This window comes from Sphingorhabdus lacus, from assembly GCF_009768975.1.
GTDB classification, from domain to species: domain Bacteria; phylum Pseudomonadota; class Alphaproteobacteria; order Sphingomonadales; family Sphingomonadaceae; genus Sphingorhabdus_B; species Sphingorhabdus_B lacus.
Genome location: NZ_CP035733.1, coordinates 390,758 through 407,184, shown reverse-complemented (window position 1 = coordinate 407,184; position 16,427 = coordinate 390,758). Strand labels below are relative to the sequence as shown.

13 protein-coding genes are annotated in these 16,427 nt (G+C 53.7%); 5 read left to right on the top strand and 8 right to left on the bottom strand.

The annotated features are described in order from the left end of the window. Positions 1-64: 64 nt before the first annotated feature. From EUU25_RS01900 to EUU25_RS01890, 3 genes are read left to right on the top strand one after another with little or no spacing between them, the layout of a single operon-like run. On the top strand, positions 65-1,315 hold the full coding sequence (locus EUU25_RS01900) for an efflux RND transporter periplasmic adaptor subunit (protein ID WP_158897795.1): 1,251 nt from the start codon (positions 65-67) through the stop codon (positions 1,313-1,315). Beyond that, positions 1,296-2,012 carry an ABC transporter ATP-binding protein gene (locus EUU25_RS01895; RefSeq protein ID WP_158897793.1) on the top strand — a complete coding sequence of 239 codons (717 nt, stop codon included), beginning with the start codon at positions 1,296-1,298 and terminating at the stop codon, positions 2,010-2,012. The genes EUU25_RS01900 and EUU25_RS01895 overlap by 20 nt, the downstream gene beginning before the upstream one ends. Further along, entirely contained in the window at positions 2,005-3,255 is a 1,251-nt protein-coding gene (locus EUU25_RS01890; RefSeq protein ID WP_158897791.1) for an ABC transporter permease, read from the top strand. Before EUU25_RS01895 ends, EUU25_RS01890 begins: the two co-directional genes overlap by 8 nt. Here the strand turns inward: EUU25_RS01890 and EUU25_RS01885 are convergent, their stop codons facing one another. The 8 genes from EUU25_RS01885 to EUU25_RS01850 form a co-directional block, all read right to left on the bottom strand. Beyond that, the gene (locus tag EUU25_RS01885) at positions 3,256-5,370 is read right to left on the bottom strand and encodes a TonB-dependent receptor (protein ID WP_158897789.1); all 2,115 of its coding nucleotides are present in this window, start codon (positions 5,368-5,370) and stop codon (positions 3,256-3,258) included. It lies immediately after the preceding gene. A 179-nt stretch (positions 5,371-5,549) separates the two neighbouring features. After that, the gene (locus EUU25_RS01880; RefSeq protein WP_158897787.1) at positions 5,550-5,855 is read right to left on the bottom strand and encodes a hypothetical protein; all 306 of its coding nucleotides are present in this window, start codon (positions 5,853-5,855) and stop codon (positions 5,550-5,552) included. Between the two features lie 72 nt (positions 5,856-5,927). Then, positions 5,928-6,797 (bottom strand): UTP--glucose-1-phosphate uridylyltransferase GalU, encoded by an 870-nt coding sequence (gene galU / locus EUU25_RS01875; protein WP_187351285.1) that lies wholly within the window; start codon positions 6,795-6,797, stop codon positions 5,928-5,930. Between the two features lie 73 nt (positions 6,798-6,870). Further along, positions 6,871-7,404 carry a peptide-methionine (S)-S-oxide reductase MsrA gene (gene msrA / locus EUU25_RS01870; RefSeq protein WP_158897785.1) on the bottom strand — a complete coding sequence of 178 codons (534 nt, stop codon included), beginning with the start codon at positions 7,402-7,404 and terminating at the stop codon, positions 6,871-6,873. Next, positions 7,394-10,480 (bottom strand): efflux RND transporter permease subunit, encoded by a 3,087-nt coding sequence (locus tag EUU25_RS01865; protein WP_158897783.1) that lies wholly within the window; start codon positions 10,478-10,480, stop codon positions 7,394-7,396. The genes msrA and EUU25_RS01865 overlap by 11 nt, the downstream gene beginning before the upstream one ends. A 3-nt stretch (positions 10,481-10,483) precedes the next feature. Then, positions 10,484-11,506 (bottom strand): efflux RND transporter periplasmic adaptor subunit, encoded by a 1,023-nt coding sequence (locus tag EUU25_RS01860; RefSeq protein WP_281347010.1) that lies wholly within the window; start codon positions 11,504-11,506, stop codon positions 10,484-10,486. Positions 11,507-11,621: 115 nt separating this feature from the next. Then, the gene (locus tag EUU25_RS01855) at positions 11,622-12,575 is read right to left on the bottom strand and encodes a M48 family metalloprotease (protein ID WP_158897779.1); all 954 of its coding nucleotides are present in this window, start codon (positions 12,573-12,575) and stop codon (positions 11,622-11,624) included. Continuing rightward, positions 12,572-13,528, bottom strand: a complete 957-nt coding sequence (locus EUU25_RS01850) for an L-threonylcarbamoyladenylate synthase (RefSeq protein WP_158897777.1) — start codon at positions 13,526-13,528, stop codon at positions 12,572-12,574. Before EUU25_RS01850 ends, EUU25_RS01855 begins: the two co-directional genes overlap by 4 nt. A gap of 54 nt (positions 13,529-13,582) precedes the next feature. Between EUU25_RS01850 and EUU25_RS01845 the strand changes: the two genes are divergently transcribed. Both EUU25_RS01845 and EUU25_RS01840 read left to right on the top strand, forming a co-directional pair. After that, positions 13,583-15,319, top strand: a complete 1,737-nt coding sequence (locus EUU25_RS01845) for an acyl-CoA dehydrogenase (RefSeq protein ID WP_158897775.1) — start codon at positions 13,583-13,585, stop codon at positions 15,317-15,319. Then, positions 15,316-16,131 carry an ATP-binding protein gene (locus EUU25_RS01840; RefSeq protein WP_158897773.1) on the top strand — a complete coding sequence of 272 codons (816 nt, stop codon included), beginning with the start codon at positions 15,316-15,318 and terminating at the stop codon, positions 16,129-16,131. Before EUU25_RS01845 ends, EUU25_RS01840 begins: the two co-directional genes overlap by 4 nt. The last annotated feature ends 296 nt before the right edge of the window (positions 16,132-16,427 follow it).

Genomic DNA, 16,427 nt, shown 5'->3' with positions numbered 1-16,427 from the left:
CCCCTCCTATAAAGGACGCCTAACAGCGGGGCAGAATTAAATGGTTCAACGCGTCACGACTTGGATGAAACGACATCCCATTTGGTCGGGTATCATTTTGTTGATCCTGCTGTTCATAGTGTATCGGATCGTGCGGCCTGCGCCGCATGAATATGAATATGTCAGTGAACCGGTCACACAGGGCGAAGTGCTCCGCAAGGTTTCGGCCAGCGGCAAAGTAAGGGCACTGAACACCATAAAAGTCGGAACCGAAGTTTCGGGTCAAGTCACGAAAGTCTATGTCGACTTTAATTCGCCAGTCAAAGCGGGGCAGATACTCGCTGAAATCGATCCGACACGAGTGCGTGCCAGAGTGCAGCAATCCGAAGCTCAAGTAGCTCTTGCCCAAGCAAGTTTACAGCAGACTGTTGCCAATGTAGCGCGTGCCCGTGCCGAACTTGAGATACAGGAACGCGACTTCGCCCGTCAAAAAGGGCTTGCGGAGCGCGGTTTCGTCTCAAAAGCAGGGCTCGATATTGCGCAGAGCAAACTAAACAGCGCGCGTAATGCCCTGCAGGTGGCGCTTGCCCAAACGCAAAGTGGAAACGCGCAAATCCGGCAAGGCACTGCGGAACTATCGTCCGCGCAACTTGATCTGAGCCGCACCGTGATCATTGCACCGGCGAGCGGGGTAATTATTAACAAGTTGGTCGAGCCGGGAACCACGGTTGCTGCCAGTTTTCAGACTCCAAATCTTTTTGAAATCGCTGCCGATACAACGAAAATGCAGGTAGAAGCATCTGTCGATGAAGCCGACATAGGTCAGGTTCGCGAGGGTCAAGACGTAACATTCACCGTCGATAGCTATCCCGATGACGTGTTTAAAGCCAAAGTAAGGCAAGTCCGAAAAGCGCCGGTGGAGACCCAAAACGTGGTCAGTTATCTGGTCATCATCGATGTCGACAATCTCGATGGTAAGCTTTTGCCTGGAATGACAGCTAATGTGGAGATTGTGACCGGCGCGAAAACGCGTGTCACCCGGGTACCCACCAACGCGCTCCGCTTCCGTCCAAAAGCGGCAGATCGCGCATCAGAGCAGAAAAAACCCGAAGACCCCAATCGCAAGACGGTACCGAAACTAGCGGTGTATCTGGTTTCGACTGATCCGTATCGCCCGGTCCGCAGAAATGTACAAATTGGACTTCAGGGTGACGAATATACCGAAGTCACGTCCGGTCTGAAACCCGGTGACAAGATATTGGTGCGGACAAAATCCCTGAAACCTAAAGCACCGACGGACGACAGCGCGGACGAAGATGACGATTCCGCTAATTGAAACCCACGATCTCGTAAAAGATTACGAAATTGGCGGTGAAACAGTGCACGCTGTCAACCACGTCTCGCTATCCATCGAACGCGGCGAATTTGTCGCCATCATGGGGGCCAGCGGATCGGGAAAATCGACATTCATGAACATGATCGGCTGTCTCGATGTTCCTTCGTCTGGAACACTCCTTCTCGACGGGATAGATACAAAATCACTCGACAGCGATCAACTGGCGGAAATTCGGAACCGTAAAATCGGATTTGTATTTCAACAGTTCAATCTGCTCGCCCGCACCAGTGCGCTCGATAATGTCGCTGTCCCGCTCATCTATGCCGGCGTAGGTTATGCCGACCGGCGCCAGCGGGCGCAGTTAAAGCTGGAAGCAATGGGATTGGGCAATCGCCTGGAAAATACGCCTGCAAAGCTATCCGGCGGACAGCAGCAACGTGTAGCAATCGCCCGCGCGTTGGTTACCGATCCGTTGATGCTGCTTGCGGATGAACCCACCGGGGCGCTCGACACGCAAACATCGCTCGACATCATGGGGATATTCCAAAAGCTGAACGATGACGGAATTACATTAGTTGTCGTAACGCACGAGCCTGACATTGCGGAATATGCCGCGAGACGAGTTGTATTTCGCGATGGTAAAATCATTGAAGATGAACCGGTAAAGTCTCGCCGACGGGCAGAACATCATGAATAGCATAGTTGCCTCGCTCGCAGGTTGGGGCGTCAACGTCGCCATCGCTTTGACGGCATTGCGTACTAATTTGATGCGATCTATTTTGACGACCCTAGGCGTCATGATTGGCGTTTTCTCGGTCATATTGGCAGTAGCGGTCGGGAACGGCGCGCAAGTGTCGGTGACGCAGCAGATTGCGACATTAGGGTCGAATATGGCCATCGTGGTTCCGCAACCCGATAGCGGCAGTGGCCCTCCCCGACCTAATGATCGGGGGCGACTGACAGAACGAGATGGTCAAGCTATACTGCGCCAAGTGTCCGGCGTCCGGGCGGTGGCGCCTCAAATACGAAACAGCGTTCAATTGGTAACGCCCGGCCGGAGTGCAACGACCCAAGCAACGGGCGCAACGCCTGAATATGGATTCGTATCGAACATCAGCGCTTCCGAAGGTCGTTTTCTCACGAAAAGTGATGTCGGATCGGCGGCGCGGGTTGCGGTTATAGGGCAGACGGTTTCGGACAAGCTGTTTGGCGACGACAGTCCCGTTGGGCAGACGATTCGCGTAAATCGGGTGCCATTCACGGTCGTTGGCCTGCTCGAAAGCAAGGGCAGCAATTTGGGCACGGACAATGACGACCAGATTGTCGTCCCCATTACAACATTGCGCCAAAGGCTTTTGACGACACCCACTCAAGGCCCGGACGATGTCACATTGCTCTTCGTTGGTTTCGAAGATGAAGACGCGTTACTGGCAGGGCAGAAAGAGATCAAAAATCTCTTGCGGGATCGGTATCGTGTCCAAAAGGGCAAAATTAATCCCTTCACCGTCCGCACAACGACGGAAATTGCCGAGACAACGGGTCAGGTCACGCAGATTTTCCAAGCGGTGCTTGTGGCTATTGCCTCTATCTCCCTCTTGGTGGGAGGTATCGGCATTATGAATATCATGCTGGTCAGCGTCACCGAGCGGACCCGCGAAATTGGTTTGCGCATGGCGCTGGGCGCAAAACGCAGCGACATCCGTAACCAATTCCTCGTCGAGGCAGCGGTCCTTTGCATTATCGGCGGCGCCATCGGCTTATTCCTTGCAATGCTAGCCGCTACGATTTTTCAAAAAGTCGCCGATTTTCCGGCACCCGTTGGCATTGACACGGCGATATTTTCCGTAGCCTTTTCCGCCGTTATTGGGCTTCTATTTGGTGGATATCCTGCCATTCGGGCTTCACGGCTTTCGCCGATTGAAGCTCTTCGAAGCGAATAGTCAGAATTTTCCGCTCAGGGTTATCTGGAACAGCGGATCGAGGTAACGCCGACGGTTAACGATCTGCGTAATGGGACCGGTTGCTCGCGTACCCGCATAGATAAAGCGGTCGCGCCCGAAGTCGGGGATACTCGTATATTGTATGCGCAACGTGCCTAACTTAAACTTCGAATATTCAATGAACACATTTGTCCGGACGCCTTCCTTTTGCCGGCGATACTCATTGAAAAAATAGGCGTTATTCTGGGCCTGCACATAGGCAGTAACGCCATACACGAAGCCGCTTTTTGCAATATCATGCCGCAACGCCCACTCCTGATGCCAGACCGGCCGATTGGACATACGTCGCGATTGCCCGGTCACCGGGTCAGTCACGCGGCTGCCGTGGTAATGGCCGGTATATTTGACTTCCATACCGCTGAACCCGACACTCTTGGTGAACCAATCGAGCGGAAGGGTAATTTCCAGCTCCCCATTCCACCTCTTGCTGTCGCCAATGTTTCCTGCACCATCGAACTGAGCTGTGATATTGCCTGCGGCGTCGCGTAAAGTTACCGGGACCAGATCCTGCGTATCGCCGATCATCTGATATTCGCCGCGAAACTGTATGCTTCCTCGCTCGAGGAATTTATGCCGTATCTGAGCCGCTAAAGTTGTAACTTTCTCCGGCACTAAGTCCGCATTCCCTGCGTCAACCTGATTTCCCAACGCCACATCAATAGATGTGGCGAACTCGCCAAAATCCAACTGGGCGACCTGACGATCCACCCTGAACTCCACAGTGGTGAATGGGTCCACCGACCATGTTGCTATGACACGAGGTTTTACAAACTGAAAACTGCGCGAGGCGGAACTGTCTCCAGACAGTGTCAGTTTAGAAAATTCAGCAATAGCTCCAGCTTCGATTTTCCATTTTGAACTTACCGCCCAGACATCGGTTAAAAAGGGTTCAATTCTGGTTTCTTCAACGAGAACATTTGATGCCGGAAAAACGGTAACTGCTCCTAAAACGGAATTGGCAGCCGAGAAACGCGCATCTAGTTGATTATAGGCGACCTCTCCACCAAATTGGATGGCGTGGCCTGCCAATGCGCTCCAGTCATTTTGGATTCTTCCGACAAATTCGACCGGCTTGTTTCGATTCCGCGTTTCAAAGAAAGTAGCTGGCTGACCTATGCGCGCAGTTTCAATACTGGAGTCGTTGCTTTCCGTTGCTGCGCGATAAAGGCCTATGATCTTGGTGGTTAGTTTGGGTGACAATTTAAACTCGATGTCGCCGCCAAACTCGTAGTTTATATCGCTTTTCGGTCCACCGCGCAGCAAGAGCTCATTGCCAATGAAAATGTCTGCGGCATTAGAGTAAATGCCAGTACGATGATCGAAACTATCATCAAGATGAACGCGGCCATTTAGATTAACTTTCGCGCCACCGATTCTTGTCTTTATCGCGCCGCCAAGCCCAGCACCATCATATCCTCCCGTCCCTTTATAGTATCGGCGCTCCACCAAGCTACCATCGCCCAATTTGAAATCTTCCGGACCATAGCCGTATACTCTTTCGGAGTAAGAGGTGACGTTAAACTCATAAGTGGTTTCACCCCGCCGAAGCGTCGCCGACCCATTGACTGATGGTCTAAATCCATAGCGATGTCCGAATACAACATTGCCCTCATAGGTGCCAGTCAACTTGGAAGAAATTCTCCGGACGACGTTGACAACCTGTCCTTGCCCCTGCGTTTCGGCATCAGCACCCGCCTGTTCGGTGAGCTCGACATAGTCAACTTCACTCGCTGGGATGCGCGAAAGTATTGTGAAAATATCATCAGATTTGCTGGATGGTCGGTCGCCATCAATTAAAACATTGCCTGCGTTTTCGCCAAATCCACGCCGTCCTTCTCCTTCAGCGATCGTAAACCCGGGGATACGGCGTATCATGTCCAACGCTGTTACCGGCGCATAGACTTCAAAATAATCGGCGCGAAATTGCCGTTTGCCCTCGATCGCCGTCACATTGACTGTGCCGCCGGATCGGCCTTCAGCATGCGCAAGTGCAGGGCTAATAATGCAAAATGTGCCGGTTAGCACTATCGCAATCTTGCGTCGAAAACCTGTCATTTATCCTCCCGAAAGACCCGCGCCGCATGCGCTGGATCTTTCGATAACCCGATTACATCTGTAGACAAATATTTGGAATCTTCGTTCGACAAACGAAGCATCCATTCGACCAAGCGCAAAAATACAACCGTTACAGTTGTTTGTCGAACTTGATTAGTATTTCACCGAAACAAGTCTCACTAATTTGGGTTTGCCAGTTTGACTTCAATTTCTTCGTCAAGTTGTTGCAACTTCGCGCATGCATCGCTGTTGCCGTCATCACATTTTTCGCGAGCTTTGTCGCGCTGGCGAGCAAGTTTCCCTATGGCCTCCTCACGCTTCCGAAGTTCACGACCTCGCTTCTCATCAGCCTCCGACTGGCTAGTTGTTAGGACATCCGCTGTCTTGGAAACAATTTTAACAGGCGCTGTAACCACGTCTTTAACGACCGATGCAACGCATCCAGGAAGAGTGAGCACAATCATGGCAGACAACAATAAGCGCATAACAACTCCTTGGCAAAGATCGTCGCCTGAATTGACGCGTATCATATGAGTAGAAGCTTAACGCGCCTATCCCTACTTCAACAAATCGAACGCAATAGCACGCACTTCGTCCGCCATATCCGCGCGGGATAACGCGACGGCCAAATTAGCTTCTATGTAACCAACTTTCGAGCCACAGTCGTATCGACTTCCATCGAACGTCACAGCGTGAAATGGTTGCTTTCCGATCATCTGAGCCATTGCATCCGTTAGCTGGATTTCGCCCCCTGCACCTTTTTCTTGATGCTCAAGGACACGCATGACTTCAGGTTGCAGAATGTAACGGCCAGATATGATCAAGTTCGATGGCGCGTCTTCGACCTTCGGCTTTTCGACTAAGCCCATGACCTCTGTCACCGCACCGTCACTCTTGCCTGGTGCGATCACACCATAGCTTGACACTTTTTCGTGCGGAATCTCGAGAACGCTGATCATGTTGCCGCCAATATTGTGGTAGGCGTCAACCATCTGCTTCATGCATCCGGGCGAGCCGTGCATAAATTCGTCCGGCAGGAAAATGGCAAAGGGTTCATCCCCTACGATGTCGCGGGCGCACCAAATTGCGTGCCCAAGACCGAGAGGCTCCTGTTGCCGTACATATGCACAGTTGCCCGGTCCTAAGCGTGTAGGCTCCAGAACCGATAAATCTTTACCCCGTTCGGACATTGTCTTTTCGAGTTCATAGGCGATATCAAAATGATCTTCGATCGCGCTTTTCCCGCGTCCAGTGACGAAAATCATCTGTTCTATGCCAGCTTCTCGCGCTTCATCGACGGCGTATTGAATCAAAGGACTGTCAACGATTGGCAGCATCTCCTTAGGGATGGCCTTTGTTGCCGGGAGAAAACGGGTGCCAAGCCCTGCAACAGGGAAGACGGCTTTGCGTATCGGTTTGATTTCCATGCCGCTTCAATACCCCTGTTGCAGAATTTGTCGATTACTCGGAAGGATAATTATTTGGCAATTTGGCGAGTACTCAATTTGACAATTTTTGTGCAAAACTCTTTTTCAACTTCGCGAGTTTTGGTGGAATAACCGCCAAGCAATAGGGATTACGTTGCCCCTCACCTTCCCAATATTCTTGATGATAATCTTCAGCAGGGTACCACGTTGCAGGCCCTTCAATCGTTGTCACGATTGGAGCCGGCCAATCCGCAGATGCCCTCGCTATTCCTTGCGAGGCGAGTTGATGCTGGCCATCGTCCAACGGGAAAATTGCGGATCGATACTGTGTTCCGATATCATTACCCTGCCGGTTAAGTTGAGTAGGATCGTGGGTTGCGAAAAATATGTCGAGTAAATCGGAGTATCTTATTGTCGAAGGATCGTAGGTGATACGGATGGCTTCGGCATGGCCCGTGTCGCCGCCACAAACCTGTTTATAGGTAGGATTTTCAATATCTCCGCCGATATATCCGCTTTCGACGCTTTGCACACCTTTCAGTCGACCAAATACGGCCTCCGTGCACCAGAAGCATCCTCCGGCAAAGATTGCCTCTTCATGTGGCATTCGATAATTCCTTTGTGTCGATAGAGGGCATTGCAGCCTTATTTTCATCACTGCGAACAACCAGCAAGTACATTGCGGGTGTTACAATACGTGATAGCAGTGTCGACGAAATCAAGCCCCCAATCAACACAATTGCCAAGGGACCGTATAAGCTTCCCCCAAATAGTGCCAGTGGCATCAAGCCGCCAATGGCGGTCACCGAAGTCAAGAGAACAGGAAGAAAGCGAACTTCACCAGCTTGTTCTATGGCCTCGCGCAAGGCCATTCCCCGGTCACGCAATTGGCTTGTGAAATCTACTAGTAATATCGAGTTTTTGATTTCAATGCCGACCAGCGCAATGAAGCCTATGACCGCCAAAAAGGATAAATTATTTCCGGTAATCAGAAGGGCAATCAGACCGCCAAACGTCCCCAGTGGAATAACGCCTGCGACGACTAATGCTTCTTTAAAGCGACCAAACTCTGCGACGAGGATGGCAAAGATGCTAAACATGGCGATAATGACGATCGGCCCGAAGCCAGCAAAAGTATCGTTTATTTTTTCCGCTTCTCCACCAATCTCAATCGAATAACCAGGCTTAAGCGGAATTGAGTCCATTTTCCGTTGTGCGTCGCTATTGACTTTTGACACGACAGCACCGTCAGAAATCTGTGCTGTAATGCTTATGTTTCGTTCCAGATTATAACGGTAAATTGCTGCAGGTGTTGATTCCAATATTGGGCGGCTAATTTCGGAGAGCTGGACGGATTGACCACTGCGGTTTGAAACATAAATAGATTCCAGCGCCGAAACTGGCTGCGTTTCCGCCAAAGGCAACCGAACGACAACGGGGTAACTATCACCCTCGCTATCTCGAAACGTTCCGGATCGCTCTCCTGAAAGGGCGAGCCTTATTGCCCGCCGAGGCGCGCCGGAAGGCACATCAAGTAGAGCTGCCTTCGCATCGTCGATCCTAACATCAAGGTCTACGCGATCAAATGCGACGGGATTGTTCACGTCACGGGCACCAGGCGTATCCCTTAGGATTTGCTCCATCTTGGTAGCGACGTTGCGAAGTTCTTCTTGTTCTGGCCCATATACGCGAAACTCGACAGGCGCATTTATCGGTGCGCCGTTCTGGAAAAGAACGATCTTAATGCGTGCTCCCGGAATGAGGTCAAGTTTTTGCCTTAGACGATCGACCATAGCCCGGGATTGCGCACCCTTCCATTCATTCATGATAGCCAAGACTTCGCCATGGGTGGGGTTTTCACCCCGCTGGAATACATTGTAAAAAACAGGGGGGTTATACGCTCCGACATTCTCTGCGCGTACGGTAATGGCCGGTTCCGACTTGAGCACTTCTGATACCTTACGGATTATACGGCCAGTTTCTTCAATGCTAGATCCCTGTTCCGCTTCAACGGTAACACGAAAATAGGACGTGTCCGCATTGGGAAAAAGGCTAAAGCCAAGGACGGGAACCAAGGAAAAAGCAGCGCACGTCACCGCCAATGCGCCCCAGACTGTCCGGCGAGGTCGATCCAACGCCCAATGCAACATGGGATGGTAAAAGCGGTCGATCTTTCCCATCAACCAACGAAGTAAAGCGTTACCCCCTTCTTCTTCATCGCGACTTAAAATCCGGCTGGCTAAAAAGGGGACGATAGTAAGCGAAACAATCATTGAAGCGGTGATAGTTGAAACTATTGTTCCGATGAAGCTCTGCGTAAATTTCCCGGCACCCTCAGGTAAAAAGAATAGCGGGAAAAAAGCAAAAATCAGGACGCCCGTCGAACCCATTACGGCCATCGTGATCTCTTTTGTGCCATCGATTGCGGCCTGATCGCGACTTTTTCCCATCCTCAAATGCCGCGCAATATTCTCTACGACAACGATGGAGTCGTCGACAAGAAGCCCTAGAGACAAAATGAAACCTGCTACGACTAGTTGGCTAAGGTTGAATCCCATGGCAGAAATTGCAAGCAGACCCGATGCAATGGACAGCGGGATTGAAATCATCACAATGATTGACGCGCGCCAACCAAGCGGCAGTAGCGTAAAAAGAACCAGAAAGAGAGCGATGCCAAAGTCTCTTGCAAGTTCTTTCAACCGCTTCGTAATGTCTCTACTTTGATCAAACTGAACGATAGCCTTGATGTCTGGGGGGAGCAGTTTCTGCTGGAGTGCCAATTCTTGCACGAGTAAATTGCGTAATTTGGTAGCGTCAGTTCCTTGCTTCTGATTTGCCGTTATCCAAATCGCCCTTTTCCCGTTGTGACTCACTTTGACGCGTTGTTCGGCGGCGCCGTATTTGACTTCTGCTACGTCGCCAACACGTAGCAATGTTCCATCATTTGTGCGCAATGGCAGACTTCTGATCGTCTCCAAGTCGCGAAATGCTCCGCCTGCCTCTACATTGAACCTACGTGTTCCGCTTGTAACAGCGCCAGCAGGTACATCTGCCCCACCCAATCTGATTGCGTCGGCTACCGCACTTGCGGGAACTCGCAAAGCAGCAAGCCGCCCAGCATTAACTGCAACGCTAATTTCAGGCTGGGGCAGACCGTATATTTCAGTTTGCCGAACTTCCTTATATCGGCCCAGCGCCTCGCTGATATCCCTGGCATATTTCTCCATGCGGTACCAACTGGCTGATTCGCTCAGCAGTGCGATTTGCAAGATAGAGGTATTTGTTGTTCGAATTTTTTCGAATGTCAGTCGCTGTAGGTCCGATGGCAACTGGCTCCGAATAGCAGTAACTTCGCGAACCGTGTCATTGAAATATTGATCAGGATCTCCCGACCAGTCGAATTCAGCACGGATGACCGCGCTGCCGTCTGTGCTGGTTGACGCCACATTTTGCACGTCTTCTAGACCTTGAATCAGTTCTTCTATGGGTTTGGTAATTGTTTGTTCGATTTCCGCAGGATCAGCCCCCGGTTGAAGTGCGACAATCGACACGACTGGCATTGAAAAATGTGGATCTACCGCCCGCGGCACTTGCTGAAATGCTGAAAACCCCAAGGCACATAGCAATGTAAAAAGCACCAGCGTTAGCTGCCATCTACGAATTGCAACTTCTGCGATATGCATTGGTCAACGCGCCGCTTGAATGGCGCGAACTTTTGACCCTGGCCGCAACTTTTCAAGCCCGGACGTCACGATCTTATCTCCCGGTTGGAGGCCTCCCGAAACGATAACAAACTCGTCAGTTAACCGTTCAATGGCAACGTTGCGCGTTTCGACCTTGTTTTTAGAGTTCACGACATAAACCAAGCCCTCCCCTGTGCGCACGCCGAACAACGCGCTAGCAGGGATTTGAAGTGAGCCATCTTCGGAAGCGGGTAATTTGATGTTGGCGGTACCAATCTGACCCGAACGCAGCTTTGAGTTGCTCGGCAAGGTGAACTGAACTGTGAACGCGCCCGTGGCTTCATTTGCACGGCCGTCAATTTCCGAAATAGTTGCTTGGATTGGACCGCTTGCAAGAGACTCGATCGAGATTTCTGCCGCCATGCCGACACGTAATTTCGTGGCGTCACGATCAATGATGGGCACCCTGAAAATGAAACCGGAGTCGCCTTCACCCAATATCAGCGCCGGTGTACCGGCGGCGATTACCTGCCCTGACTGCACATTCCGAGACAAAACGACGCCATTAGACGGCGCATAAAGTTGCGCGGTTCCGGATGCAAAACCAGCTTGCCGGACACGGGCATCAGCAGCTTTTAGAGCCGCTTCCGCAGCCTCAAAACGCGCTTTTGTAATCCATCCGTCGGCATAGAGTGACCGAACTCTTTCAAATTCCGAACCGGCACGGTCGCGTTCGGCCGTGGCGACACTGACATCTGCTCCGACATTTGTAGTGTCCAAAGCTGCCAGCAACGCACCGCGTTTCACAGTATCACCTTCTTCGAACCGAACAGTGGCGACTTTTCCGGCCGTCGTGAAGCCGAGAGGTGTCTCACGACGAAAACGCACGGTTCCTACAGCATTAATTGTTCGCTGCAGGCTCTCGCGTTGCACAGTATAAACTTGGACAGGATGCACATCATTTACGACGGCCTTCGGTGCGCTACCCTCCCCACTGCAGGCGGCAACGAGGCTGAGGGCTCCCATCAGTGGTAACAATCTCACTAAACGCGGCAAAGCCTGCCCTCCCCTGGATATCTCTTTGGTCCGTGATAGGACAAACCGATGCAAGATGAAACAACATCCTAATATGCAACTGAAATCAGCTTTCTTCTTTGAGCAGTGGTGGCGGGTACAGTCCGTTAAACTTCATAGAGCCATTTATCCTGCTGATTTCGGATTGCATTATGTCAACACGACCACGCCAGCGCAGATGCGTTCCGTCCGAAATAAGCGCGGGGTCTGTGGCCCGACCGAAGCGTTCAATAAACCGCACGGCGGCTAAAGGATCGTAGCCGGCATTTGCCATCAACCATACCGACAAGCGATCCGCTTCTATTTCGGTTGCCCTTATATTGCCCGCGCTCTTCCTCATTCTTCTCAGCTTTTCACGGTGTTCCAGCAAGTTGTGCGACAATTCGTGCGCCACCGCTGCCGCTAGTTCATCATCGTTGGCGGCGAAGTTTACCAATGCCTCGGTGATGCGGACATTATAACCATCCGCCCCGGCATCGAGCTTCGATTTGGTGTCGATCCAGAAGCGCGAGGCACAGATGGGTGCGGGGTTCAATCTGAAGGTCCTAGAACCAGCCGCAGTCTCCAACCTAACCTCGACACTGTCGTTGGACATTAATGCCGTCCGGAATTGCTCCTGAACATGCTCGATACGCTGAGCGCTCCTTGCCTTTGGTGTCGAGGTCGACCAATTCCATGCCGTACCATTAAAATCCAGCAATCCATCACCAGCCACAATCCCCGCTAAGTCGGCGGGTCCACCAGCAACAACACCGGCCACAGCAACGGGCTGGCGAAACGCCAAGGCGGTGCGGGCGGTTTCGAGATCAGGATATTGCCGCTCGTCTTGCAGCACCCATCCGGGGTTCCGCTCCAGCTTTTTGCAAAAAGGCGCGTTGGCGGCGGCCAGCTTGTACCCGATAGTCGCAATCCGGATATCCTGCTGCACCAAGGCCTGATAGGCTTTTACGTCAGAAGGATTGGAAGCGGCAGTTGCAATGGTCGCGAGTCCGAGGACAGCGCAAAATGCGATCGACTTCATCGTGTCGCAGCTCTTTTCAAACGATCGTTTATGGCCACTCCTATGCCTTTGTCCGGGATGTCCGCCACAGCTATCGAACGATATGGGCTGGCGTCGGCGCGGTGCAAGGCGTCGAAGAGATGGGCTGCCGCTTGGGCAAGGTCAGCGGTGGGGGATAGATTGTCGTGGCCTGCCACCGTTCCGAAACCGATGAGCCATTCGCCGTCCTCGGCTATTTGGGCATTTAGCCGGACCGTTTTGGTGGGGGCATAGTGGCTGGCGAGTTGGCCGGGGGCTTCGATCTTTTGGCCGGTTTGTTGACTTGGCTGACGCTTCGAGAAGGTTTGGAGGGATTCGGTAGTTACCGGTCCAGGACGTAATATTTCTATATTTTCCAGACGTATAGCGACAATAGTTGACTCCAAACCTTCTTTACAGGGTCCGGCGTCCAAAATCATCGGAACCGCACCGCCAAGGCTCGCCAAAACATGCTCGGCTCGTGTCGGACTGATCGCTCCGCTTTTGTTCGCCGAGGGCGCCGCAAGGTTCAGTCCGCTCTTTGCCAATACCGCCTGCATCACCGGATGCGCCGGGCAGCGCAGCGCGATCGTCGGCAGGCCAGCGGTCACAGCCGCCGCAACCTTCGCCCCTTCGCGCAACGGCAGAACAAGCGTCAATGCCCCGGGCCAGAACGCCTCCGCCAGTTGCCGCGCCAGCGGTCCAAACTCCGCCAGTTCCTCGGCAGCGGCCAGATCATGCACATGGACGATCAGCGGATTGAAGTCCGGCCGCCCCTTCGCCGCATATATATGCGCCACGGCGTCCGCATTGCTGGCATCGGCGGCAAGGCCATAGACCGTCTCGGTGGGAATCGCCACGATCTGCCCACCTCGCAAAAGGTCGGCAGCCGCCGTAATCGCAGCATCATCGGCGGGCACAACCCAGCCATTCCCCAAGGTATTTGAGCCTAGCATCGGTTCGGTCTATAGGCGCTGTGCAACCCGCTTTCACAGGAAATTTTTCGTCCCATGACCTTTGCTGCCCCTATCGCCGAACAACTCTTCGTTTTGAAGCATATCACCGGGATTGATGCGCTGGCCCAACATGGCCGTTTCGCCGACTCAACCGCCGATGTGGTGCAGGCAATTGTCGAAGGGATTGGCGAATTTGCGGCCAATGAATTCGCTCCGCTCAACCGCATCGGCGATGTTGTCGGCGCGCGGCTTATTGACGGAAAGGTCGTCATGCCCGACGGTTTCGTCGCCGCTTACCAGTCTTATGTCGCCAATGGCTGGGGATCGATCAACGCACCATCCGACTTTGGCGGACAGGGCCTGCCCTTCAGTATGGCGACCGTCGCGCTCGACTCCCTGGGCGCTGCCAACATGGCCTTTGCTTTGTGCCCCATATTGTCGGTCGGCGCGATTGAAGCCATCAACCACCATGGCTCCGAAGCCCAAAAGGCGGCCTATCTTCCCAAGCTATCCACGGCGGAGTGGAGCGGCACCATGAACCTGACCGAGCCGCAGGCCGGATCGGATGTCGGCGCCCTGCGCGCCACGGCAACCCCCTTGGGTGACGGCCGCTACCAGATCCGCGGCCAGAAAATCTATATCAGCTTCGGCGACCATGACATGGTGGAGAATATCGTCCACCTCGTGCTTGCCCGCACACCCGATGCGCCCGCAGGAACCAAGGGCATTTCGCTGTTCCTGGTCCCGAAATACCAGCTGACCGCTGACGGAGACATCGGCGAGGCAAACGATATCAAGGTTGTGTCCATCGAACATAAGATGGGCATCAATGCCTCGCCCACCTGCGTCCTTGCCTTTGGCGAGGAAGGCGAATGTGTCGGTGAATTGATCGGCCCCGAATTCGGCGGCATGCGCGCGATGTTCACAATGATGAACAACGCCCGCCTGAATGTCGGGTTGCAGGGCGTGCAAATCGCCGAAGCCGCGACGCAAAAGGCGATCTGGTTCGCGCGCGAACGGGTGCAGTCGGCCAAGGCGGGTGGTGCATCACGGGATTCGGTCGCAATTATCGAGCATCCCGATGTTCGCCGCATGCTATTGCGTATGAAGGCCGGAACGCAGGCCATCCGCGCTCTGCTCTACTTCGCCTCGGGCTATGTCGACCGCGCCGCATTGGGCGAAGACGGCGCGCGTGAAATGGTCGACCTCCTCACCCCGCTCGCCAAGACCTATGGCACTGATCTCGGCAGCGAAATCGCCTCGCTCGGCATACAGGTGCATGGTGGCATGGGCTTTATCGAGGAAACGGGAGCAGCCCAATATTACCGCGATATCCGCATCGCCGCAATTTACGAAGGTACCAACGGTATCCAGGCAGCCGACCTTGTTGGCCGCAAACTGGCAATGGAAGGTGGCGATGTCATTCGCCGTCATTTGCAAACCATCACCGCCGACGCGGGCGACAATGCCCCCCTGTCCGCGCTTGCCGGGGCCTGTGCCGAGGTGACCGAATGGATGCTGGGCGCCAGCGTCGATGATCGCCTCGCCGGAAGCTATGCCTACACCCAGATGATGGCCATTGCGACGTCCGGCTGGCTGATGCTGCGCCAATTGCGTGCCGCACAGGCGGAACAGACCGCCAATGGCACCAACGCCTTTCTGGATGGCAAGGTTGTTGCCTGCCGCTATTATCTGGAAGTCATGGTGGCCGAAGCCCTTTCGCTGAAGACGAGCGCGAAGGCCGGTTCCGAATTGCTGTATATGCTGGACGCAGAAGGGATGGCGGCTTGAACACGGATATTTTGAAGCGCATCGCCGAAGCGCTCGAAAGACTGTCCCCGCCACCTGCCCCGCCGATGGACCTGTCGGCCTATCCTGCCTATCATTGGGACGGAAAACGGCTTGCGCCGGTCCACCATTTCCGGCCGTTGCCCATCGATCTGATCGTCGGCGTCGACCGCCAGAAAACCGATATGCTCGAAAACAGCCGCCGCCATGCCTCCGGCGCGGCCGCGCATGATGTGCTTCTCTGGGGTGCGCGCGGCATGGGGAAATCGGCGCTGGTCAAATCCGTCGTCGGGGAATTGCAGAAAGAAGGGCTGTTTGTCGCACTGGTCGAGGCATCGTCATCCCACCTGGCCTCGCTGCCCCAGTTATTTGAGGAACTGTCCGTTTCCGGGCGACGCTTCATTCTGTTTGTCGATGACATCGCCTTTGATACGCACGACAACGGGCCGCGCCTGCTCCGCTCGCTTTTGGAAGGCGGGGCCGAAGCGCGTCCGAACAATGTGCGGCTCTATGTGACATCGAACCGGCGAAACATCGTTGACCGGACAATGGCCGAGCAAACCGATGCTATCAACGCCCGCGACAATATTGACGACAGCCTCGCGCTCGCCGACCGCTTCGGGTTGAAGCTTGGTTTTCAATATGCCGATCAGGAAGCCTTTGTGTCGATGGTCGCGGCCTATGCCAGCCATTTCGACCTCGACTGGGACGAAGCCGACGCCCTCGCCTTCGCCCACCAACGCGGCGGCCGATCGGGCCGGGTGGCGTGGCATTATACGGTGGAACTCGCCGGACGCGCGGGACGCAAGATTTAGGTGGATGCCTATCTGAATTCCGTTCGCCTTACCCCTTCCCGCTTGCGGGACGGGATTGGTTCGTGCGACGATTTGGCGAACGGGCGAAGCCTCTAATCTACTCTCTCCGCGGTCTCCGCGGCCTCCGCGTAATCCAAATAACTTGCGCTAGAGGGGTTCACGCGGAGTTCGCGGAGAGCGCGGAGAAAGTAGACTTCATCCTGAATCCTACTCCCCGTCGAATCCCACAAACCCGTCACCCCGAAACGAGTTCAGGGAGACGGGGTAAAAAGAATAAAAGGGACAGTCCCCAAGGT